The following is a 19,270-nucleotide window of genomic DNA, read 5'->3' as shown; positions in this document are numbered from 1 at the left end:
GCGCGTGCATCATGCGGGCAACAGCAGGTTTTCCAGCGTGCGCCGATAGATGTTTTTAAGCGGTTCCAGCGAGGCGACCTCGATTCGCTCATTGACCTTGTGGATCGTGGCGTTGCCGGGGCCGAACTCGATGACCTGCGGGCAGATCTTGGCGATGAAGCGGCCGTCGGACGTGCCGCCCGTGGTCGACAGCTCGGCGGTCACGCCCGTCTCTGCGTGGATCGCCTGCACCAAAGCATCGGTGAGCGAACCGCGCGGGGTCAGGAAGGGCTCGCCACCCAGTTCCCACTCCAGGTCATATTCCAGGCCGTGCTTGTCCAGCACGGCATGAACCCGCTGCTTCAGGCTTTCGGGCGTGCTGGCAGTCGAGAAGCGGAAGTTGAACAACGCCACAGCCTCGCCCGGCACCACATTCGTGGCGCCCGTACCGGAGTTCAGGTTCGACACCTGGAACGTCGTGGGCGGGAAGTACTCATTACCCTTGTCCCACTCGATGTTCACGATGTCGGCCAGCGCCGGCGCAAGCTGGTGCACGGGGTTGCGCGCCAGATGCGGGTAGGCCACGTGGCCCTGGATGCCCTTGACCGTGAGCTTGCCCGACAACGAGCCGCGGCGGCCGTTCTTGCAGGTGTCGCCCAGCACGTCGCCCGACGTGGGCTCGCCGACGATGCAGTAATCCAGCTGCTCGCCGCGCGCCTTGAGCGCGTCGCAGACGATGGCGGTGCCATCGATGGACGGGCCTTCCTCATCGGACGTGATCAGGAGGGCGATCGAACCGCCATGCTGCGGATGGGCCGCCACGAATTCCTCGGCCGCCACCACGAAGGCGGCGATCGAGCTTTTCATGTCGGCCGCGCCGCGGCCATACAGCCAGCCTTCGCGTTCGGTGGGAACGAAGGGATCGCTGTTCCACTTTTCGCGCGGACCCGGGGGCACCACGTCGGTGTGGCCGGCAAAGACCGTCAGCGGGGCGGCGCTGCCGCGCCGGGCCCACAGATTGGTCACGCCGCCCTGCGCGATGGTCTCGCAGGTAAAGCCGATGCGTTCGAGCCGGGCGGCAAGCGCCGCCTGGCAGTCTTCGTCCGCGGGCGTCACGGAGGGACGCGCGATCAGGTCCTTGACCAGATCCAGTACGGCCGAATTGCTCATCAAGCCCTCAGCAGGTCGTTGATGCTGGTCTTGGCGCGGGTCTGCGCGTCGACACGCTTGACGATCACGGCGCAGGCCAGGCTGTGCGAGCCGTCGGCCGACGGCAGCGAACCGGGGACCACGACCGAACCCGAGGGCACGCGGCCGTAGGTGACCTTGCCCGTGGCGCGGTCATAGATCTTGGTGCTTTGCGACAGGAACACGCCCATTGCCAGCACCGAGTTTTCTTCGACCACCACGCCTTCCACGACTTCGGAGCGCGCGCCGATGAAGCAGTTGTCTTCGATGATGGTGGGGTTGGCCTGCAAGGGCTCGAGCACGCCGCCGATGCCGACGCCACCCGACAGGTGGACGTTCTTGCCGATCTGGGCGCACGAACCGACGGTGGCCCACGTGTCGACCATGGTGCCTTCATCGACGTAGGCGCCGATGTTCACGTACGACGGCATCAACACGACGTTGCGGGCGATGAACGAGCCGCGGCGGGCCACGGCCGGCGGCACCACGCGGTAGCCGCCTTGCTTGAACGCGTTGTCGCCGAACTCCGAAAACTTGAGCGGCACCTTGTCGTAGAACTGCAGGGGCGCCTGGCCCATGATGGCGTTCTCGTTCAGACGGAACGACAGCAGCACGGCCTTCTTGATCCACTGGTGCACGACCCAGTCGTCATTGATCTTCTCGGCCACACGCAGGCGGCCCAGATCCAGCCCGTCGATGGTGTGCTCAACGGCTTCGCGCACTTCCGCGCTGGCGTCGGTGGGCGACAGGTTGGTCCGGTTTTCCCAGGCTTGTTCAATGGTGGTCTGCAGGTCGAGAGTCATATCGGCTCAGCTTTTAAAGGTTGGTCAAACAGAGGTATGTACAAAATGGGCGATGCGTTCGGCCGCCTGCACGCAGTCGGCCAAAGGCGCCACCAGGGCGATGCGGATGCGTCCCTGGCCGGGATTGAAGCCATGCGCTTCGCGCGCCAGGAAACTGCCCGGCAGCACGGTAACACCGGTGCGGCCATAGAGGTCGCGCACGAACGCGGTATCCGAACCGGGCGTTGCCGCCCACAGATAAAACGAGGCTTGCGGCCGTGACACATCCAGCACTTTTTGCAGGATGGGCACGACCGCATCGAATTTCTCGCGGTACTGGCGCCGGTTTTCCTTCACGTGCGACTCGTCCGTCCACGCGGCAACGCTGGCCGCGGACACGATCGGGCTCATCGCACTGCCATGATACGTGCGATACAGCAGAAACCGGGAGACCAGCGCCGCGTCGCCCGCCACGAAGCCAGACCGCAGGCCCGGCACGTTGGACCGCTTGGACAGGCTGGAGAACGCCACCAGATTGCGGTAGTCGTCCCGGCCCAGACGGCGCGCCGCCTGCAAACCGCCCAGCGGGGGATCGCCTTCGTCCAGGTAGATCTCGGAATAACACTCGTCCGACGCGATCACGAAGCCATGACGGTCGGACAGCTTGAACAGGGTTTCCCATTCTTCCAGCGACATGACGTTGCCGGCGGGATTGCCCGGCGAGCACACGAACACCAGGCGCGTCTTCTTCCAGATGTCGTCCGGCACCTGGTTCCAGTCGCTGCCAAAATTGCGCACCGGATCGGCGTTGACGAAGTAGGGCGTCGCGCCCGCCAGCAGTGTGGCGCCTTCGTAGATCTGATAGAACGGATTGGGGCAGATCACCACCGAGCCGGCCGAGGGATCGATCACGGTTTGGGTGAACGCAAACAGCGCCTCGCGCGATCCCAGCGCCGGCAGCACCTGCGTGTCGGCGTCGGGCGCGGGAATGCTGTACCGGCGCGCCAGCCACTCCGAAATCGCCCGGCGCAACGCAGGATCGCCCTTCGTGGACGGGTAGACGGACAGCCCGGCCATGCTATCGCGGATGGCTTGCGCCACGCGCTCCGGCGCGGCGTGCTTGGGCTCGCCGATCGACAGGTTGATGGGCGCAATGCCGTCCGGCTGCGAACTGGCAGAGGCCAGCAAAGCCCGCAGTTTTTCGAACGGGTAGGGGTGTAGGGCATCGAGGCGCGGATTCATGACGCAAGATTTTAACAAGCAAGCTACAATAGCGGGCTTGGCCTATTGCGAAGGTGGCGAAATTGGTAGACGCACCAGGTTTAGGTCCTGACGCCGTAACAGGTGTAGGGGTTCGAGTCCCCTCCTTCGCACCACCAAACCCCCCATGATTTCAATGATTTAGGTCCTGAACCTGTCATTTTCGGAATAATTGGGACCGATCAGGCCGCGACGGCTTCGGTTCTTGGAAGGTTTCCGGTTTACCTCCGGTTTTTCCGAATCATCCAGCCCGAACCCGCCAGAGCGATCCTTTCAGGCCGCATGCCTGCGGTCTAGAAGTCTCCAGACGGCATCGGCCGCCATTTCGCGCCAATCAGCCGTTGCACCGTCCACACGGTTCATCTGCAGCGCCGCATGCTTGGCGCCCACTGGCCGATCAATCAACGTAGCCGCAGTTACGGCGCATGCGCACAGATTGCCCGCAGCGGTCGCCTGCCTGGTTGAACTGTCTGGCCGCGAGCCATTACCCTTCAGACCCGTTTGCAAAGAGCACGACATGCTTTCGACACTGATATACCGCAGCCGAGCTGTCGAACCGATGAACGCGCAGGCTCTGGACGACCTCCTGACGCCCGCCCGCGCACGCAACGCTGCGATGCAGGTCACCGGCCTTTTGCTCTTTGACGGCGTTCATTTCGTGCAACTGCTGGAAGGCCCTGATGCGGCGGTCAGCCGGATATTCGATGCCATCCAGCGCGACGAGACCCACAAGAACGTTGTGCTTCTCATGCGGGATCATGGTCCCGCCCGCCGGTTTGGCGGGGACGCGATGGCCCTGCTTGACCTGCGAGCGCTCGACCCGCAACAGGTTTCCGCGCGCATCCTCGCAAAGATGAAAAAGCCGGCGCGGTGGGCGGGCAGTGATGACCGGGTGGTGAAGATCCTTGGCTGGTATGCCGATGCGCATGGCACGGACCATATCGTCGAAGGCGAGGACGCGGTCAACTGGCGGTTTGAGACCAGCAATGCCCCCTTGGCCCATGAAGACCCCGCGGCGCCTGCGCGGCCGTATCCTTTTGCGCTGCAACCCATCGTCGATCCCCTGCGGCGCGAGATAACCTCCTTTGAATTCCTGATCCGCGGGCAATCCGGCGGCTCGCCGGAACAGTTGTTCGCCAGCCTCGATCCCGCGGATCGTTACCGCGTGGACCTTGAGTCCAAAGCCTCGGCATTCGCGCTGGCGCAACGGCTGGGCCTGACCGACGTGAAGCTGTCGGTCAATCTGTTGCCCATGTCGCTGATCGAGGACTCGTCCGCCGTCGACCGCCTAGTGGATCAGGTCGCTGCGTGCGAGCTATTGCCGCAGAACGTAATCGTTGAAATCACCGAACAGGAAGCCATCGAACGGCCGCATGCCTTCAGGGACGCGATCGAGCGCCTGCGCCGGGCAGGCATTGGCGTCGCGATCGACGATTTCGGCGCGGGGTTTGCGGGCTTGTCGCTGCTGGCCGAATTTCAGCCGGACAAGCTCAAGATTGACCGTCAAATCATTCAGAACATTCATCTGGATGGACCCCGCCAGGCGATCGTCTGCGCCATTGCCCGCGCGTGCAGCGCCATGGGCATCACGCCCGTCGCCGAAGGCGTGGAGCGGGTCGAGGAATGGTGCTGGCTGCAAGCCGCCGGATTCGAACGGTTCCAAGGCTATCTGTTTGCCAGACCAGCGCTCAATGGGGTGCCTGCCGTGCGGTGGCCGGAGCGCGTCCGGCGGGACTGATCCGCCACGGCCGTCACCGCGCGAATTTACCGCCTTGCCGCCTTCGGCAACCACGCGGTAAACCAGGCCGCCGCTGCCAGCGCCGCCAGGATGACCGCCGTGCCGACGGTGGGCGTGAAAGCCGGCACGTACATCATCGCCAGATCCGCGAGCACGATGACCATGAAAGCGCCAGCCCACGCCCACGCGATCCGTTCCGCAGTGCGCCGGAACGCGGGACGGGCGGCCACTTCGGGGCTCACGCGTTCTATCGCGTACTGAAGCGTGAAAGGCCGGCCGGCAAAGATCGAACCCAGCACGATGGCCAGCAGGCCCGCGTCCACCAGCAGCCGAACGCTCAAGAGCGACGGGCTGAATTCCGCGAAGCGCGTCGCGAAGGCCAGCGCCCCAAAGAGGATCAGCGATCCCACTTCCAGTGTCTTGGGCGAAGCATGAAGGATGAACCGGTCCCGGATTACCAGAAGGGCAGAAACGGCCGTGGCCGCCACGAGCGCGGCGTGGGTGCCGACTCGGTGCTCCAGTAGCGCAAAGGTGATGAAGGGAACAAAGGCGAGCAGTAGTTTCACGGATGTTCCTTCGGCGAAGGCGTGCCGCTGAAATTAGCACTCGCCGTTTGTTTTCGCCAACGAAATTCGTCCCTTGATCGCGCCCGAACACGGCGGCGCCATCGCCCATCCGCACGATTTCACGCGGCCGGCGCTCCGGCTATTTTGTCCAGCACCTGTGCGCCCGGCACGCCGGGCATTCAAGAATCGTCAAGATTGTCGATTCTTGAATATTGCCTCGTGCGCTTGCCGATACCTTAGGGCTTTCGTTTTTAAGGATTGGACATGTACTCACTACCCAAGCGTTGTGGCGCGGAGTTTTTCGGCACTTTCTGGCTGGTGCTGGGCGGTTGCGGCGCGGCGGTGCTGGCCGCCGGATTTCCCCAATTGGGCATCGGATTCGCGGGCGTTGCGCTGGCATTCGGCCTGACTGTCCTGACGATGGTCTTTGCCGTTGGCCACATATCCGGCGGGCACTTCAACCCGGCCGTCACGGTGGGGCTGGTGGCTGGCGGCCGATTCCCCGCCCGCGAAATCGTGCCGTACGTCATCGTCCAGGTCCTGGGCGCCATCGCGGCTGCGGCGGTTCTCGCGTGCATTGCAAACGGCAAACTGGGTTTCGACCTGAAGGCTAGCCACTTTGCCGCCAATGGCTATGGCGCCTATTCCCCGGGCAAATACACGCTGCTGTCAGCGCTGGTGACCGAAGTGGTGCTGACGGCCGGGTTCATCTTCGTGATTCTCGGCGCCACCAGCAGGCGGGCGCCGGCCGGGTTTGCGGCCATCCCCATCGGCTTTGCGCTGACCCTCATCCACCTCATCAGCATTCCGGTCACCAACACGTCGGTGAACCCGGCGCGATCGACCGGACCGGCGCTGTTCGTGGGCGGCTGGGCGCTGGAACAGTTGTGGCTGTTCTGGGTGGCGCCGATCGTTGGCGCGATCATCGGGGCGGTGGCCTACCGGTTGGTCAGCGACCCGGCGATCGAGCGCGCCTGATAAGCCCGAAGCGCGGCGTCGCGGATCAATTTTTTTGGCGCCGCCAGCGGGAAAACGGGGGCGGTCAGGGCGAGGGGCAACGAGGCAGGTTGTACATTACGCACTATCACCTGCTTCACCTTTACAGGATCGCCCATCATGACCGCCCCAGAAGTCGTAATTTCCCCCTCGATCGCCTGCGCGAACGACCGGCCCTTCGTGCTGTTCGGCGGCATCAATGTGCTGGAATCCAAGGATCTGGCGCTGCGCGCCTGCGAGGAATACCAGCGCGTCACCGCCAAGCTGGGCATCCCCTACGTGTTCAAGGCCTCGTTCGACAAAGCCAACCGCTCGTCGATCCACTCGTATCGCGGACCGGGCCTCGAAGAAGGCATGAAGATCTTCGAAGCCGTAAAAATGGAGTTCGGCGTTCCGGTCATTACCGACGTGCACGAGCCCTGGCAGGCGGCGCCGGTGGCCGAAGTCGCAGACATCCTGCAACTGCCGGCCTTTTTGGCGCGCCAGACCGATCTGGTGGTCGCCCTGGCCAAGACGCAGCGGGTGGTCAACATCAAGAAGCCGCAGTTTCTCAGCCCCGCGCAGATGCTGAACATCGTCGAGAAGTTCACCGAAGCCGGCAACGACAAGCTGATTCTCTGCGATCGCGGCACAAGCTTTGGCTACGACAACCTGGTCGTCGACATGCTGGGCTTCGGCGTCATGAAAAAGGTGTCCGGCAACCGCCCGCTGATCTTCGACGTGACCCACGCGCTGCAGCAGCGTTCGTCGCTGGACGCGGCATCCGGTGGCCGTCGTGAACAGGTGGCGGACCTGGCGCGCGCCGGCATGGCGGTCGGGCTGGCGGGCCTCTTTCTGGAAGCCCACCCCGATCCCAAGAACGCGAAATGCGACGGCCCCAGCGCCTTGCCGCTGGACAAGCTTGAACCGTTCCTGACGCAGCTCAAGCAGCTGGACGACCTGGTGAAGTCCTTTGCGCCGATCAACATCGAACCCTGACGCGCGCGCGGTCATCACACGGCCGCCAAGCTGTTATACGATCCAGGCCACACTTTAGGGAGGCCTGGATGTCTTTGTATGTGATCGTCGCCGTGCGCAAAGAGGCCGGGAGCGGCCATATCGCCTACGTGCGCTGGGGGCAGGCCGTGCGCGGCGTTCCCGGGTGGATCTCGGAGCCCACGACGGCCGCAGCCTCCGAAGTGATCGAACTCATCAAGGACGGCGCCGACGTCGAAACCGCGATCAGCGTCGACGGCCTGACCGTCGCATCGCGCGCGGTGCGCGTGCTGGTGGATGCCGGCGGGCGAGAACACCTCGCATCCGTGCCGGTACCCAGTTCGACCTTGCACACGCTGTTCGACCTGCCGGAGTTCTGACAGGCCCGGGCTGCCCTAGCGGCGGCCCTCGGCGAAGTTGACCAATGCGTCGCCCGCCATCCGATAGCGCACCCATTCGTCCTGGGGCAGGGCGCCGATGGATTGATAGAAGTCGATGGCGGGCTGGTTCCAGTCCAGCACGCTCCATTCCAGCCGTCCGCAGCCGTTGGCCACGGCCTCGCGCGCCAGATGGCGCAGCAGGTCGCGGCCGGCGCCGATGCCACGGTGCTCGGGTGTGACGTATAGGTCTTCCAGGTAAATGCCGTTCTTTCCGAGCCAAGTGGAATAGCTGTAGAAATAGACGGCGTAGCCGATGGCCTTGCCGTCCAGCAGGCACATCAATGCACGGGCGGGGGCGCCTTCGGCGAACAAGGTGCGCTCGACGTCGGCGGCGCTGGCGATCACCTCATGGGCGGCGCGCTCATAGACGGCCAGTTCGGTGATGAAGGCATGGATCTGGGCCGCGTCCGACGGCGCGGCGGGACGGATTTCGATGTTCACGGAGTTTTCCTGTTTATTGGGATGGCTATCCTACTCGCTATTGGCGCAGGGGGCAGGTGGCGACGTCGGGAATACCCTTGTTGCGCGGCGGACCGCCCGGCGCGACGCTTGATCGGGATTGCACCCAGAGTCCGGACGCGTGCTCACGAAGGATGCCCTCAATGCCCGAGACTTCGACTGCCGCGGCCCACAAGCCGCCGCCTGCTGGCCGTGGCCGGCGGTTTTCCTGGATCTGGCTGGTGCCGATCGTCGCGGCGCTGGGTGGCCTGCTGCTTGTGTTGAAGGTGTGGATGGACGCCGGGCCCGAGGCCACGATCAGCTTCCAGACGGCCGAAGGGCTGGAGGCCGGCAAGACACAGGTCCGCTACAAGGAAGTGAACGTCGGCACGGTCCAACGCGTGGCGCTCAACGCGGACCGGACCGGCGTGATCGCGACGGTGCGGCTGAACAAGGACGCGGCAGGGCTCCTGCAAGAAGGCACCGTGTTCTGGGTGGTGCGGCCCCGCCTGACACTCAGCGGCGTTTCCGGTCTGAGCACGTTGCTGTCCGGCGCCTACATCGGGCTGGATCCCGCCGGCCTGAAGGGCGGCAGCGATCCTGACAAGGCGACCAAATTCGCTTTCGCCGGCCTGGAGGTACCGCCCGAGGTGACGCAGGACAGGCCGGGCAAGCGCTTCACCCTAAAGGGCCACGACCTCGGTTCGCTGGACATCGGGTCGCCTGTCTATTACAAGCGCATCGCGGTGGGACAGGTGGTGAGCTATCGCCTGGATGCCGCCGGCAAGGGCGTCGACATCCAGGTGTTCGTCGATGCCCCCAACGACGCCTTCGTCAACGAAGGCACGCGTTTCTGGAACGCCAGCGGGGTGGATTTCTCGGTGGACGCGGGCGGGCTGCAAGTGCGGTCTCCGTCGCTGGTCTCGGTGATCGTTGGCGGCGTCGCTTTCGACTCCGTCGAGACCCGGCTGCACACTGCGGCCAAGCCGGACGCCGCGTTCGTCATCTTCCCTTCCGAAACCGCGGCGCGCGCGCAGCCGGACGGCGCGCCGCTGCGCATCCGTATGCGGTTCGATCAGTCGGTGCGAGGACTGTCCGTCGGCGCGCCGATCGACGCGTTCGGCGCGTCGGTCGGGCAGGTGGATGCCATCGGACTGGAACTGGATCGCACCACGCAGCAGTTCTATGCGCTGGTGGACGCCACCCTCTATCCCGAGCGGCTGGGCGCGAAGACGTTCGAGGAAATCAAGGAGTTTTCCGGCTCGACCGACACGCATCCCAGCGGCAAGCTGATGGCCGCCATGATCGACCAGGGATTGCGGGCGCAGTTGCGCATCGGCAATTTGCTGACGGGCCAGTTGTATGTCGCCATGGCGGTGTTTCCCGACGCCGAGCCCGTGACGTTCAAGATGGAAGAAGCGCCTTTCATCCCAACGGTGCCGAACAATCTGGACCAGTTGCAGCTTCAACTGAACAGCATCCTGACCAAGCTCGACAGGATCCCCTTTGAAGGCCTGGGCAGCGAACTCAACAACCTGCTGCAGGGGACGTCCAAGCTGATAAAGCGCCTGGACACGCAGCTTGCGCCCGAGGCGACCGCGACGTTGCGTCAGGCAAGCCGGTCACTGGCCGCCGTCGGTGGGCTGCTCAGTCCCGATTCCGGTTTGCCCGTCAACACGAGCGCGCTGCTGCAAGAACTGGCGCGCACGGCGCGGTCCTTGCGGGAACTGGCCGACTACCTGCAAACCCATCCGGGATCGTTGCTGCGGGGCCGCGCGCCGGATCCGGTGACAGGGCGAGCGCCCGCCCGATGAGCGACCCTTCCGTGCGGATACGCAGGTGTCAGACACCGGTTCCCATCAGGAACGCCACTTGCTGCAGGAATCCAGGGGCGCCTCGCCTATGCGGACCGAGCGGCGCCGAGTCTTAGCGGAGATTCAGCATGGACCATAGTGAAATGATGGCTCGCATGATCACATTGCCAGTGTCGCCGGGCAGGTTCGACGGGTGGGATGGCGTACTGTCCACCCTTGCGGACTGTCTCATGCAGGTACAGGGAAAGCTCACGGAAACCGATGTGAAGCGCTTCCTGGATGTGGGCGCGCTGGTGTACCGCACCTGCTGTCAGGATGAGGCGCGTCAGCGCTGGACCGCCGAGGAATTAGCTGCCTTTCACCGCAAGGCCCCCGCCGACGCCTGAGGCGCGTCACATTGCGGACCCAACCACGCTGCGGATCAAAACAGGCATTGCCTCAGCGCGAAGGTCCGGCCAAACGCGCGGACCTCGTCGCCGTCCACCGACGCCGACACATCCCAATGGTCGCCGCGCGTCACAAGAATGGATTGACTGGAAAAGGCGTGGCGCAGCGCAAACTGCCAGAACGCGGCTTCCGAACCTTCGGGCGCCAGATCATGGGGCCCTATCTGTAGCCGCGACGGCCGGGGCGTGGCGCCCAGCGACCACTTCAAGGCGATCAGCAAAAACGCGAAACGCGCGGACGTGGAGGCGGGCTGAATGCACAGGACTCGGATCTTGTCGCTCATGGCCATCACCCTGGCTGAACAGATGAACCAGCGTAGCAAACGCCGTGCCGCCCATCCATACCGCGTTTGGTCGATCCTGCGCAGCGCCCGTTTTCTGGCGCGTGCCGCCCGTATTGCTAGAATGGCCGGCCCCTCAGCGCCGGCTTGCACAGGAGAAGTTCATGTCCCGAATCGTCGTCAATCCCGATACGGTATTCAATTCTGTGCAGTACGGTTTCAGCCAGGCGGTCATCGTGACCGGCCAGCGCCGCATGCTGCTGTCCGGCCAGGTTGGCGTGGACGCCAACGAAAAGACAGTCGGCCCGGGGCTGCAGGTGCAGACCGAGGCCGCGCTGGACAATATCGAACGGGTACTGGCGGCGGGCGGCGGCAATCTGTCGCAGGTCATCATGCTTCGCATCTACATCTGCGACTCGGTAAGTACCGAACAGGAAGTCGTGGCGCAGGCGCTGCGGGACCGCTTCAAGGTGGATCCGCCGCCGTCTTCATGGATCATCGTCAGCGGGCTGTCGCTGCCGGAATGGCTGATCGAGATTGAAGCGGAAGCGATGCTGGATTGAGTAGATTGCAGGCCGGCGGGCGCGATGCCTGCGGGCCCGTCATGCCGGCGCCTCGCGCCACGGCGGCACGGCGAAGGCGGCGCGCAGGGACGCCAGAAATCCCGCCGTGCGCGCGGACAGTTCCTGCCGCGATTTCACCAGCGCCACCACATTCGCGTCGGGCAAGTTCCAGCCCGACAGCAGCGGCACGAGCTCGCCCGTGCGCACGTGCTCGGCCACGTCCCATTCCGATCGCGCAATGATGCCGTGTCCAGCACGCGCCCAGTCCAGCGCTGTCGCGCCCGCATTGCAGGACATGACGGGCGCGATGCGCACGCCGACAGCCGTGCCGCGGAGACGCCGGAACCGCCACAGCGTCACGTCCTCGTCGTTCTCGCGTAAGGCGATGCAGTCGTGGTTGCGCAGGTCTTCCGGCGTCGCGGGCGCACCGCGGCGCGCCAGGTAATCGCGCGACGCGCACAGAATGCGGCGGTTGGGCGCCAGCGGGTAGGCAACCAGCGTTGAATCGCGCAGCTCACCGATGTGGACCATCACGTCCCAGTTGTCCGACGCCAGGCGGGGAGGGCCGTCCGACAACGTCAGGCTGGCCGTCACGTCTTCACTGCGCGATCGGAAATCCGCCACCAAGCCGGCGATGTAGCGTTGGCCGAATCCCAGCGGCGCCACCACACGAAGATGCCCCGCCACGACGCCGCGCCGGCCCGCCAGCTCGTCCGCCAGCTCGGTCAGGTCATTGCAGATCTGTGCGGCGCGCATGGTCAGGAGATGGCCTTCTTCGGTCAGCGCAATGCCGCGGGCCGACCGGTTGACCAATCTGACGCCCAGCCGCTTCTCCAGCGCATTCAGACGCTGCGTCACCGCGGGCGGCGTCACATCCAGCGCGCGGGCCGCCTGCGCAAGCGAGCCGGCAGAGGACAGGCTTAGAAAAAAACGCAGATCATCGGTCGCGATCATTCAGTCAAGACTTAATGGGATATTAAGTTTCTATTAAACCTGGGAAGCGGCATCCGCGCCATACTGCACGCTGATTCCCGCGGGGCCGTCGTGCCCGCGCTCCCTCGCCGAAGAGATTGCCATGACCCTGCAAACCGCCGCGTCCACGCTGGATGCTCTGGAAACGCCCTGCCTGCTGCTCGACGAAGCGCGCATGACGGGCAATATCGAACGGCTGAACGGCTTGATGGCCGGTCACGGCGTCCGGTTGCGTCCCCATCTGAAAACCCCCAAATCCATCGAGGTAGCCCGTCGTCTCATGGCAACGCCGCAAGGACCGGCCGCCGTCTCGACCCTGCAGGAGGCCGAACAGTTTGCCGCCGCTGGCGTCACGGATCTGCTGTATGCAGTCGGCGTGTCGCCGTCGAAACTCGACCGCGTGCTGGCCTTGCGTCAGCGCGGCGTGGACCTGACAGTGGTGGTCGACAGCCTGGAAGCCGCGCGTGCGGTGTCGGCGCGTGCGAAGGCCGCTGGCGACCCCATTCCGGCGCTCATCGAGATCGATTGCGATGGCCACCGCGCCGGCGTGCAGCCCAAGGACACGGATCGACTGCTGGCGATCGCACGCGTGCTGCACGAAGACGGCGCCTGCCTGCGCGGCGTCATGACGCACGCGGGCGAATCCTATGGGTGCCGCAGCGTCGAGGCGATTGCAGACATGGCCGAACAGGAGCGCTGGGCCGCCGTCAGTTGCGCAGAAGCGATTCGCGGCGCAGGCCTGCCGTGCCCGGTGGTCAGCGTCGGTTCAACGCCCACCGCGCACTTTGCGCGCAAGCTGGATGGCGTGACGGAAGTCCGCGCCGGGGTGTATGTCTTTTTTGATCTGGTCATGGCCGGGCTGGGCGTGTGCAGCGTGGACGACATCGCCGCCACGGTGCTCACCACCGTCATCGGCCATCAGCCCGAGAAGGGCTGGATTCTGGTCGACGCGGGATGGATGGCCATGTCGCGGGACCGCGGCACGGCAAAGCAGCCGGTAGACCAGCTATACGGCCTGGTGTGCGATGCGCAGGGCAAGGTCTACCCGGACGTGCTGCTGGCCGAAACCAACCAGGAGCAGGGCATCATCAAGGTGCGCCCCGGCAGCAACGCGGTCCTGCCCGACCTGCCCATCGGCGCCAAGTTGCGCATCGTCCCGAATCACGCTTGCGCGACCTGCGCGCAGCACGATGCCTACGAGGTCGTGCGTCCCGGCGAGCCGGGCGTCGTTGCACGTTGGGAACGCTTCCGTGGCTGGTAGGCCGCACCGCAACAAGGAATCCGCCATGGACTTCATTCAAACGTCCGAGGCCACGCCGCCCGCCGGGCATTACTCCCAGGCGGTTCGCGCCAACGGCTTCGTCTTCGTCTCGGGCCAACTGGGCTTTTTGCCGCCGGCCGAACCTGGCGCGCGTCCCGTTCTGGCGGCGGACGCGGCCGGCCAGACACGTGAGGCGCTACGCAGCGTGCGGGCCATTCTGGAGGCCGCGGGCTCGTCGCTGTCGTCGGTGGTCAACGTCACTGTGTACATCCCGGACGTCAGCCTGTGGGATGAGGTCAACGCGGTCTACGAAGCCTGCTTTGGCAGCCATCGCCCGGCGCGCGCCATCGTGCCCACGCGTGAACTCCACTACGGCGCATTGGTGGAAATCAGTGTGGTAGCGGTGACCTGAACGCGGTTCGCATTCTGCCCGGGGGGGAGGGTGTGGCCCCAAAGGCCGAGGGACAGGCGCCGCCTATAATGCCTGCGCCTCAATGCCCTTGGCGGAGACCGTCCACATGCACTACGAGTATCTGTTCTGGTCCATGGCTGCCATGGTGGCCGCCGCGCTTGCCGGCGGCGCCTTGTGCGGCCGGCTGCAGTCGATCAAGCATCTGGTGATCGGCCTGCTGGGATTGGCGGCGGCGATCTTCACGGCGGTGCTATTGCTTGCGCGCCAGGGGGGATTCGACGAACTGGCGGCGATGCTGTCGATCGCCGCCTTCATGTTCAGCCTGGTGATTGGCGCGGCAGCGGCGCTGCTGACGCGTCGCATCCGGCAGCAGCGGCTTCATTCTTCCGCGTCGTAGTCCTCGTCCTCATCGTCTTCGTCGTCCTCATCCTGCTCGAGGGCGTCGTACCCCTTCCAGGTGATGCGCCAGCGCGTTGCGCCCGCATTCGCCGCAGTCTCGCTGACCTGCTTGACCAGGCCGGCGTCTTCCAGCAAGTCCAGGTGATGCGCGATGACCTGCAGGCCTTGCTCTTCGGGGTGGGGCGCCAGCGCGGCGTTCTTGATGTCGTGCGTGCTCAGGTTGGGGCCGGGGGCGTCGCGCAGGGCGCCCAGAATCGTGACGACCAGATCGAAATCGCGTTGCATGATGTCCACCATGTAGGGATAAAAGAACACGACGACGATAGCAGACTTCGGCTGCAGCAATAGGACAGCGCGCGCGCCTGCGTTACAGTCCGGGGTTCTTGCTAAACCACACTCGAAAACACCATGAAAAAACCCGCAGAACGGGATTGCCTGGCGGTCGTCCCCGGCTACACGGGCCAGTCCGCCAAGCTGTATCTCTCGCGCGGCGAGGATGAGCGTATCGACGGCGTGACCGTCTACGACCTGCTCGGCCACGTCAAGCAGCAGGGCGATGCCGAGTCCGCCGCCGTCTGGGTGGGCGAATGGCTCGCCAAAGAGGCCGACAACCGCAAGGCCCGCCGCACCCAGCTCCAAGCTCAGATGTTCCTCTGCAAGCTGGCTGGTGACGAGAAGACCGCGTTCCTGGCCGCGCAGAAGCCGCTGGCCCGTGTGCTGGCCGAAGCCGGGGTGCGCAGCCGCAGTGTGGCCGCCACTTCCGGGGCCGCTCGCCAGTCACTCGGCCCCCTGACCAAGAAACGTTAGCCCAAGGCTGTTATAGTCGCGCCTGGGCGTGCGTGAGCACCTGCACGGTGCGCGCCCTGGCGGGCTCGGCCCGCAAATCAAGGAAGATGGAAATGGAAATACTCAGTCGGCACGTTGCCGACGTAGCGGGCGGCGTCGAGCTGCACACCACGCTGGATGGCGAAAGCATCAGCGTCTACGCCGTCATGGGCGTGGATGATCTCAATGCGATCGCAGACATCGTGCCGCGCGAAAAAGTCGAAGCAGGAGCGGACATACACGCCGCCAATGTCGACAATGTTGATAATGCGCAAGAACAGATCGACCAAGTGCTGGAAAATATGAATCCCGGCGACGTGGCGGTTTTCCTTTGCTCGGGCCCCGATGCTTTCGGCGCGGCGCTCGACTTGTTGGGTTTACCTATCGACGAGTAAGCCTGACGGCAAACCATAGTGTCATCCAAACGGCGTATTGCAGGTCGCGCTGACTTTAGATGGCATTTATATAAGCCTTGTTTGTTTTTTTATGATGTATGGGTGTTTACACCTATGCAGGGACCCGTTTTGCCTTTAAAAACGTGCGAATTAACTGCGCAGTTTCTCTTTGTTGCATTATTGGCACGTATTTTTTAGGATTATGTTGACTTGTGAGGGGAACATAACGATAGTGTCGGCACACGATCACAAGCGTTGCGATTTTCGATCAGTGCCGTGCCTTTTCCGGCTCAGCGTTATTGTTCTACTGTCCCCTCCTTGATTGATTCGTGACCTCCGGGCATTTGCCCATTATCTCTAGGAAATACAGTATGGAAACCGGCGTCGTTAAGTGGTTCAATTCGGAAAAGGGTTATGGCTTCATCACCCCGGAAGCGGGCGGCAAGGACCTCTTCGCTCACTTCTCCGAAATTCAGGGCTCGGGCTTCAAGTCTCTGGAAGAGAACCAGCGCGTCAGCTTTGTGACGGCCAATGGCCCCAAGGGCCCGCAAGCCACGAAGATTCAAGTCCTGTAAGGATCTGAGTTTTCTCAAGAAGGCCCCCTAGTGGGGCCTTTTTTGTTTTCTGCGCGTTATCAATCCTACGGATCCATCGCCGCCATGACCGCTACCTTGCCCACGCCGATTGCCACGCCGTTCGTCACGCAACCCCACGAAGTGGTCGATTTCTGGCTCGATGCCGGGCCCGCGCAATGGTTCAGTAAGAGCGCACAGTTCGATGCCGACTTTTGCGCGCGTTTCGAAGCCGCGCACATGGCGGCTGCTGCCCGCCAACTCGATGCCTGGCTGGACGAACCCGCGGGCGCGATCGCGCTGATGATTCTGTTGGACCAGTTCCCCCGCAATGCCTACCGCGATACTGGACATATGTTCGCCACCGATGCGCTGGCGCTGCATTTTGCCGAACGCGCCATCGCGGCAGGCCACGACCTGCAAGTCGATGCCTCGCTGCGCCAGTTTTTCTATATGCCGTTCGAACACGCCGAGAACCTGGCCGCGCAGAATCGGGCTATCGCGTTGATGGAGCCGCTGGGCGCCGACGCCGTGCGCTGGGCCGTCCTGCATCGCGACATCATCAAGCGATTCGGACGCTTCCCGCATCGGAATGCGGCGCTGGGACGCCAGACCACCCAGGCTGAACGCGAGTTTCTGGAGTCGGGCGGTTTTGCAGGGTAGGGCGCCGCTGCGCGCAGGCGGCGCGAAGCGACGCGGTGTCCACGTGTATCGGTACGTGGCAAGTTGAAAATGTTGGGCGCCCGCACGGGGCCGGCTTGCGCTCTTTAGCGGGTGTAGCAGGCGTTTTCCGGGGTCAATCCCGCCCTTTCGGACATTTGACGTTTTTCCGGGTTCGCCAATAAACTGATTTCAGCGAGATTCTCAAGCGACGCGGTCTGCGTTCTCCTTGGTCGCCGTCAGTGGTGCCGCGGTTGCTATCCTCTCCCATCCTTGAAGATCTGGCGTCCCGCGAGCAATCGCTTTTTAGGTCAAGGACATCCCATGGCAACCGGCATCGTCAAGTGGTTCAACGCCGAGAAGGGTTATGGCTTCATCATGCCCGACGACGGCAGCAAGGATCTTTTCGCTCACTACTCTGAAATCCGTAGCGAAGGCTATAAGTCGCTACAAGAAAACCAGCGGGTCACTTTCGACGTTGGAACCGGACCCAAGGGTCCCAGCGCCAAGAACATCAAGGTCGCGGCCTGAGATCTCTCGGGTAGCGTTCCGGGTCCGCCCGGCGTTCTATCCATAAAAAAGCCCCCACGGCTTGCTGCGTGGGGGCTTTTTTTGTCCTGGCTTTCTTCAGTGCTTGCCGTTGCCGCTGGACGACAGCTTGTCGACCAGGGCGATTCCCAGCGCCGACAGGATGAAGATGGCGTGGATGATGGTCTGCCACATCACGCCGGCTTCGGTAAAGCGCGCGTTCGGCGTGCCGATGGTGCCGGCTTCGATGAAGGTGCGCAGCAGGTGGATCGACGAGATACCGATGATGGCCATCGCAAGCTTCACCTTAAGCACGCTGGCATTCACGTGGCTGAGCCATTCAGGCTGGTCGGGGTGGTTCTGCAGGCGCAGGCGGGACACGAAGGTCTCGTATCCGCCCACGATGACCATCACCAGCAGGTTGGAGATCATGACCACGTCGATCAGTCCCAGCACGATCAGCATGATCTCCATTTCGCCGAAGCTGGTGGCGTGCGTGACCAGGTGCCAGAGCTCCTTGAGGAACAGCATGACATAGACGCCCTGCGCGACGATCAGGCCCAGGTACAGCGGTAGCTGCAACCAGCGCGAACTGAAGATGAGACTGGGAAGCAGGCCAAGGCGGGGAGGGGGATTCGGGATCATGTTGGGTGCGAGCCGTTGGGGTTTGCGAAAAAAAGCGCGGCGGCAATTCTAACAACGCCATGGGACAGCGGACATCTCTTTTGGCTGGCTTCAAGAGGCCTGGCGGTGCTTAGCATGGCAGCCCTCGAATTGCTCGGCTTTTTGGTAAGTGAAAATCGCATTTGCGAAACTCTGTGCCGGAATGCTTCGAGAGCTATTGGCGTATATAGAATTGCCGCCTCGTTTGCATAGAACAAGTCAATAGGAGTTTGTTCCCATGAAGATCCGCTACACCGTCGCCGCGTTGGCCTTTGTGCTCGCACCGTACTCGGCCGCACATGCGTTCGATATCGGTGGGCTCGTTGGCGCGGGCAGCAAGGTTGTCCAGGCGGCTACGCTGAGCGACGCCGAGATCAAGTCCGTGTCTGACCAAGCGTGCGCGCAACTCGACTCGCAAGAAAAGATCGCCGCGCCGGGCAGCAAATATGACGCCCGGCTGCAAAAGATCGCCAAGTCGTTGGGCAGCTCGGTCAATGGCCAGAAGGCAAGCTACAAGGTCTACATGACCAAGGATGTCAATGCGTGGGCCATGGCCAACGGCTGCATCCGCGTCTATAGCGGTCTCATGGACCTGATGACCGACGATGAGGTGATGGGCGTGGTGGGTCACGAAATCGGCCACGTGGCGCTGGGTCACACCAAGAAGGCGATGCAGACGGCCTACACGGTGTCGGCGGCGCGTGACGCGGCTGGCGCGGCGGGCGGCGCGACTGTTGCCAAGCTGAGCGCCTCGCAACTGGGCGACCTGTCCGAGAAGTTCATCAATGCGCAGTTCTCGCAGTCGCAGGAAAGCGCGGCGGACGATTATTCGTTTGATCTGCTGCAGTCCAAGAAGCAGAACACCCGTGGTCTCGTGACCGCGTTCCAGAAGCTGGCCGAGCTGAACGGCGGCAAGAGCGATATGATGAGCTCCCACCCGTCCTCGACCAAGCGTGCGCAGCACATCGAAGACCGCATCGCCAAGGCCAAGTAACCTCGCGGCCAGGCGTCCGTCCTCGCTTTTTGGGCGATAAACGGGGCGCGAGCATCCGGGCAATTCCGGGGCTCGCGCCCCTTTGCGTCAGGGTTCCGGAAGTTTCCGGTAAAATGCCGCGTT

General features: G+C 63.6%; 25 protein-coding genes and 1 tRNA gene. 17 read left to right on the top strand and 9 right to left on the bottom strand.

Annotation, left to right across the window (positions count from 1 at the left end; all coding sequences use genetic code 11):
• Positions 1 to 9 precede the first annotated feature (9 nt).
• From dapE to dapC, 3 genes are read right to left on the bottom strand one after another with little or no spacing between them, the layout of a single operon-like run.
• The gene (dapE, locus tag AC6LJW_RS03360) at positions 10 to 1,149 is read right to left on the bottom strand and encodes a succinyl-diaminopimelate desuccinylase (protein WP_498086505.1); all 1,140 of its coding nucleotides are present in this window, start codon (positions 1,147 to 1,149) and stop codon (positions 10 to 12) included.
• Positions 1,149 to 1,970, bottom strand: coding sequence for a 2,3,4,5-tetrahydropyridine-2,6-dicarboxylate N-succinyltransferase (gene dapD / locus AC6LJW_RS03355; protein WP_056562496.1), 822 nt, complete (start codon positions 1,968 to 1,970; stop codon positions 1,149 to 1,151). The genes dapE and dapD overlap by 1 nt, the downstream gene beginning before the upstream one ends.
• A gap of 24 nt (positions 1,971 to 1,994) precedes the next feature.
• The gene (gene dapC, locus AC6LJW_RS03350) at positions 1,995 to 3,191 is read right to left on the bottom strand and encodes a succinyldiaminopimelate transaminase (protein ID WP_427986240.1); all 1,197 of its coding nucleotides are present in this window, start codon (positions 3,189 to 3,191) and stop codon (positions 1,995 to 1,997) included.
• Positions 3,192 to 3,238: 47 nt separating this feature from the next.
• Here dapC and AC6LJW_RS03345 point away from each other — a divergent pair.
• Together AC6LJW_RS03345 and AC6LJW_RS03340 are read left to right on the top strand one after the other, a co-directional pair.
• Positions 3,239 to 3,325 (top strand) — tRNA-Leu (locus AC6LJW_RS03345).
• Between the two features lie 320 nt (positions 3,326 to 3,645).
• Positions 3,646 to 4,947: a diguanylate phosphodiesterase gene (locus tag AC6LJW_RS03340; protein WP_498086504.1), complete on the top strand. Its 1,302-nt coding sequence runs from the start codon at positions 3,646 to 3,648 to the stop codon at positions 4,945 to 4,947.
• Between the two features lie 26 nt (positions 4,948 to 4,973).
• Here AC6LJW_RS03340 and AC6LJW_RS03335 read toward each other — a convergent pair whose 3' ends face one another.
• Positions 4,974 to 5,513 carry a hypothetical protein gene (locus AC6LJW_RS03335; RefSeq protein ID WP_498086503.1) on the bottom strand — a complete coding sequence of 180 codons (540 nt, stop codon included), beginning with the start codon at positions 5,511 to 5,513 and terminating at the stop codon, positions 4,974 to 4,976.
• Positions 5,514 to 5,777: 264 nt separating this feature from the next.
• Here AC6LJW_RS03335 and aqpZ point away from each other — a divergent pair, with 264 nt between their 5' ends.
• The 3 genes from aqpZ to AC6LJW_RS03320 all read left to right on the top strand — a co-directional run bounded on the left by aqpZ (position 5,778) and on the right by AC6LJW_RS03320 (position 7,864).
• Entirely contained in the window at positions 5,778 to 6,491 is a 714-nt protein-coding gene (gene aqpZ, locus AC6LJW_RS03330; protein ID WP_056562482.1) for an aquaporin Z, read from the top strand.
• A 138-nt stretch (positions 6,492 to 6,629) separates the two neighbouring features.
• Entirely contained in the window at positions 6,630 to 7,487 is an 858-nt protein-coding gene (kdsA, locus tag AC6LJW_RS03325) for a 3-deoxy-8-phosphooctulonate synthase (protein ID WP_498086502.1), read from the top strand.
• Between the two features lie 68 nt (positions 7,488 to 7,555).
• A complete protein-coding gene (locus tag AC6LJW_RS03320; RefSeq protein ID WP_056562476.1) occupies positions 7,556 to 7,864 on the top strand; it encodes a DUF3892 domain-containing protein in 309 nt (102 codons plus the stop codon).
• 15 nt (positions 7,865 to 7,879) lie between these two features.
• Here the strand turns inward: AC6LJW_RS03320 and AC6LJW_RS03315 are convergent, their stop codons facing one another.
• Positions 7,880 to 8,365 carry a GNAT family N-acetyltransferase gene (locus tag AC6LJW_RS03315; protein WP_056562474.1) on the bottom strand — a complete coding sequence of 162 codons (486 nt, stop codon included), beginning with the start codon at positions 8,363 to 8,365 and terminating at the stop codon, positions 7,880 to 7,882.
• 161 nt (positions 8,366 to 8,526) lie between these two features.
• Here AC6LJW_RS03315 and AC6LJW_RS03310 point away from each other — a divergent pair, with 161 nt between their 5' ends.
• Complete coding sequence (locus AC6LJW_RS03310; RefSeq protein WP_056562472.1) at positions 8,527 to 10,176, top strand: PqiB family protein; 1,650 nt, start codon at positions 8,527 to 8,529, stop codon at positions 10,174 to 10,176.
• A 128-nt stretch (positions 10,177 to 10,304) separates the two neighbouring features.
• Positions 10,305 to 10,562, top strand: a complete 258-nt coding sequence (locus tag AC6LJW_RS03305) for a hypothetical protein (protein WP_056562469.1) — start codon at positions 10,305 to 10,307, stop codon at positions 10,560 to 10,562.
• Between the two features lie 35 nt (positions 10,563 to 10,597).
• On the opposite strand, the gene AC6LJW_RS03300 is transcribed toward AC6LJW_RS03305, so the two are convergent.
• A complete protein-coding gene (locus AC6LJW_RS03300; RefSeq protein ID WP_056566687.1) occupies positions 10,598 to 10,906 on the bottom strand; it encodes a hypothetical protein in 309 nt (102 codons plus the stop codon).
• A 161-nt stretch (positions 10,907 to 11,067) separates the two neighbouring features.
• On the opposite strand from AC6LJW_RS03300, the gene AC6LJW_RS03295 reads away from it, so the two are divergent.
• The gene (locus AC6LJW_RS03295) at positions 11,068 to 11,466 is read left to right on the top strand and encodes a RidA family protein (RefSeq protein WP_056562466.1); all 399 of its coding nucleotides are present in this window, start codon (positions 11,068 to 11,070) and stop codon (positions 11,464 to 11,466) included.
• A 39-nt stretch (positions 11,467 to 11,505) separates the two neighbouring features.
• On the opposite strand, the gene AC6LJW_RS03290 is transcribed toward AC6LJW_RS03295, so the two are convergent.
• The gene (locus tag AC6LJW_RS03290) at positions 11,506 to 12,420 is read right to left on the bottom strand and encodes a LysR family transcriptional regulator (RefSeq protein ID WP_498086501.1); all 915 of its coding nucleotides are present in this window, start codon (positions 12,418 to 12,420) and stop codon (positions 11,506 to 11,508) included.
• A gap of 121 nt (positions 12,421 to 12,541) precedes the next feature.
• Between AC6LJW_RS03290 and AC6LJW_RS03285 the strand changes: the two genes are divergently transcribed.
• The 3 genes from AC6LJW_RS03285 to AC6LJW_RS03275 all read left to right on the top strand — a co-directional run bounded on the left by AC6LJW_RS03285 (position 12,542) and on the right by AC6LJW_RS03275 (position 14,508).
• The gene (locus AC6LJW_RS03285) at positions 12,542 to 13,699 is read left to right on the top strand and encodes a DSD1 family PLP-dependent enzyme (protein ID WP_498086500.1); all 1,158 of its coding nucleotides are present in this window, start codon (positions 12,542 to 12,544) and stop codon (positions 13,697 to 13,699) included.
• A 25-nt stretch (positions 13,700 to 13,724) separates the two neighbouring features.
• Complete coding sequence (locus AC6LJW_RS03280) at positions 13,725 to 14,111, top strand: RidA family protein (protein ID WP_056562457.1); 387 nt, start codon at positions 13,725 to 13,727, stop codon at positions 14,109 to 14,111.
• A gap of 106 nt (positions 14,112 to 14,217) precedes the next feature.
• A complete protein-coding gene (locus tag AC6LJW_RS03275) occupies positions 14,218 to 14,508 on the top strand; it encodes a hypothetical protein (protein WP_056562456.1) in 291 nt (96 codons plus the stop codon).
• On the opposite strand, the gene AC6LJW_RS03270 is transcribed toward AC6LJW_RS03275, so the two are convergent.
• On the bottom strand, positions 14,490 to 14,795 hold the full coding sequence (locus AC6LJW_RS03270; RefSeq protein ID WP_105241577.1) for a DUF2513 domain-containing protein: 306 nt from the start codon (positions 14,793 to 14,795) through the stop codon (positions 14,490 to 14,492). The genes AC6LJW_RS03275 and AC6LJW_RS03270 overlap by 19 nt on opposite strands.
• A 123-nt stretch (positions 14,796 to 14,918) precedes the next feature.
• Between AC6LJW_RS03270 and AC6LJW_RS03265 the strand changes: the two genes are divergently transcribed.
• The 5 genes from AC6LJW_RS03265 (at position 14,919) to AC6LJW_RS03245 (ending at position 17,493) form a co-directional block, all read left to right on the top strand.
• Positions 14,919 to 15,317, top strand: coding sequence for a hypothetical protein (locus tag AC6LJW_RS03265; RefSeq protein WP_056562453.1), 399 nt, complete (start codon positions 14,919 to 14,921; stop codon positions 15,315 to 15,317).
• Positions 15,318 to 15,409: 92 nt separating this feature from the next.
• Positions 15,410 to 15,730, top strand: coding sequence for a hypothetical protein (locus AC6LJW_RS03260; RefSeq protein ID WP_056562450.1), 321 nt, complete (start codon positions 15,410 to 15,412; stop codon positions 15,728 to 15,730).
• A gap of 371 nt (positions 15,731 to 16,101) precedes the next feature.
• On the top strand, positions 16,102 to 16,305 hold the full coding sequence (locus AC6LJW_RS03255) for a cold-shock protein (protein ID WP_006220190.1): 204 nt from the start codon (positions 16,102 to 16,104) through the stop codon (positions 16,303 to 16,305).
• A gap of 84 nt (positions 16,306 to 16,389) precedes the next feature.
• Positions 16,390 to 16,965 carry a DUF924 family protein gene (locus AC6LJW_RS03250; RefSeq protein ID WP_498086499.1) on the top strand — a complete coding sequence of 192 codons (576 nt, stop codon included), beginning with the start codon at positions 16,390 to 16,392 and terminating at the stop codon, positions 16,963 to 16,965.
• A 321-nt stretch (positions 16,966 to 17,286) separates the two neighbouring features.
• A complete protein-coding gene (locus tag AC6LJW_RS03245; RefSeq protein ID WP_042794090.1) occupies positions 17,287 to 17,493 on the top strand; it encodes a cold-shock protein in 207 nt (68 codons plus the stop codon).
• A 96-nt stretch (positions 17,494 to 17,589) separates the two neighbouring features.
• On the opposite strand, the gene AC6LJW_RS03240 is transcribed toward AC6LJW_RS03245, so the two are convergent.
• The gene (locus tag AC6LJW_RS03240; protein ID WP_056562448.1) at positions 17,590 to 18,135 is read right to left on the bottom strand and encodes a TIGR00645 family protein; all 546 of its coding nucleotides are present in this window, start codon (positions 18,133 to 18,135) and stop codon (positions 17,590 to 17,592) included.
• 256 nt (positions 18,136 to 18,391) lie between these two features.
• On the opposite strand from AC6LJW_RS03240, the gene loiP reads away from it, so the two are divergent.
• Positions 18,392 to 19,147: a metalloprotease LoiP gene (loiP, locus tag AC6LJW_RS03235; RefSeq protein ID WP_056562445.1), complete on the top strand. Its 756-nt coding sequence runs from the start codon at positions 18,392 to 18,394 to the stop codon at positions 19,145 to 19,147.
• Positions 19,148 to 19,270: the final 123 nt, after the last annotated feature.

It is taken from the genome of Achromobacter sp. 1012554356, from assembly GCF_059760815.1.
The sequence above is the reverse complement of the archived record's forward strand: the minus strand, read 5'-3'. Positions and strand labels throughout refer to the sequence as shown.

Excerpts from the sequence above, each read along its gene's own strand:
- dapC (WP_427986240.1), bottom strand. The coding sequence starts at position 3,191 with ATGAATCCGCGCCTCGATGCCCTACACCCCTACCCGTTCGAAAAACTG.
- AC6LJW_RS03280 (WP_056562457.1), top strand. The coding sequence starts at position 13,725 with ATGGACTTCATTCAAACGTCCGAGGCCACGCCGCCCGCCGGGCATTAC.
- AC6LJW_RS03295 (WP_056562466.1), top strand. The coding sequence starts at position 11,068 with ATGTCCCGAATCGTCGTCAATCCCGATACGGTATTCAATTCTGTGCAG.
- kdsA (WP_498086502.1), top strand. The coding sequence starts at position 6,630 with ATGACCGCCCCAGAAGTCGTAATTTCCCCCTCGATCGCCTGCGCGAAC.
- AC6LJW_RS03320 (WP_056562476.1), top strand. The coding sequence starts at position 7,556 with ATGTCTTTGTATGTGATCGTCGCCGTGCGCAAAGAGGCCGGGAGCGGC.
- AC6LJW_RS03250 (WP_498086499.1), top strand. The coding sequence starts at position 16,390 with ATGACCGCTACCTTGCCCACGCCGATTGCCACGCCGTTCGTCACGCAA.
- AC6LJW_RS03285 (WP_498086500.1), top strand. The coding sequence starts at position 12,542 with ATGACCCTGCAAACCGCCGCGTCCACGCTGGATGCTCTGGAAACGCCC.
- AC6LJW_RS03260 (WP_056562450.1), top strand. The coding sequence starts at position 15,410 with ATGGAAATACTCAGTCGGCACGTTGCCGACGTAGCGGGCGGCGTCGAG.
- AC6LJW_RS03290 (WP_498086501.1), bottom strand. The coding sequence starts at position 12,420 with ATGATCGCGACCGATGATCTGCGTTTTTTTCTAAGCCTGTCCTCTGCC.
- AC6LJW_RS03300 (WP_056566687.1), bottom strand. The coding sequence starts at position 10,906 with ATGAGCGACAAGATCCGAGTCCTGTGCATTCAGCCCGCCTCCACGTCC.
- AC6LJW_RS03240 (WP_056562448.1), bottom strand. The coding sequence starts at position 18,135 with ATGATCCCGAATCCCCCTCCCCGCCTTGGCCTGCTTCCCAGTCTCATC.
- AC6LJW_RS03265 (WP_056562453.1), top strand. The coding sequence starts at position 14,919 with ATGAAAAAACCCGCAGAACGGGATTGCCTGGCGGTCGTCCCCGGCTAC.
- loiP (WP_056562445.1), top strand. The coding sequence starts at position 18,392 with ATGAAGATCCGCTACACCGTCGCCGCGTTGGCCTTTGTGCTCGCACCG.
- AC6LJW_RS03305 (WP_056562469.1), top strand. The coding sequence starts at position 10,305 with ATGGACCATAGTGAAATGATGGCTCGCATGATCACATTGCCAGTGTCG.
- dapE (WP_498086505.1), bottom strand. The coding sequence starts at position 1,149 with ATGAGCAATTCGGCCGTACTGGATCTGGTCAAGGACCTGATCGCGCGT.
- AC6LJW_RS03270 (WP_105241577.1), bottom strand. The coding sequence starts at position 14,795 with ATGCAACGCGATTTCGATCTGGTCGTCACGATTCTGGGCGCCCTGCGC.
- AC6LJW_RS03275 (WP_056562456.1), top strand. The coding sequence starts at position 14,218 with ATGCACTACGAGTATCTGTTCTGGTCCATGGCTGCCATGGTGGCCGCC.
- AC6LJW_RS03310 (WP_056562472.1), top strand. The coding sequence starts at position 8,527 with ATGCCCGAGACTTCGACTGCCGCGGCCCACAAGCCGCCGCCTGCTGGC.
- dapD (WP_056562496.1), bottom strand. The coding sequence starts at position 1,970 with ATGACTCTCGACCTGCAGACCACCATTGAACAAGCCTGGGAAAACCGG.
- aqpZ (WP_056562482.1), top strand. The coding sequence starts at position 5,778 with ATGTACTCACTACCCAAGCGTTGTGGCGCGGAGTTTTTCGGCACTTTC.
- AC6LJW_RS03245 (WP_042794090.1), top strand. The coding sequence starts at position 17,287 with ATGGCAACCGGCATCGTCAAGTGGTTCAACGCCGAGAAGGGTTATGGC.
- AC6LJW_RS03255 (WP_006220190.1), top strand. The coding sequence starts at position 16,102 with ATGGAAACCGGCGTCGTTAAGTGGTTCAATTCGGAAAAGGGTTATGGC.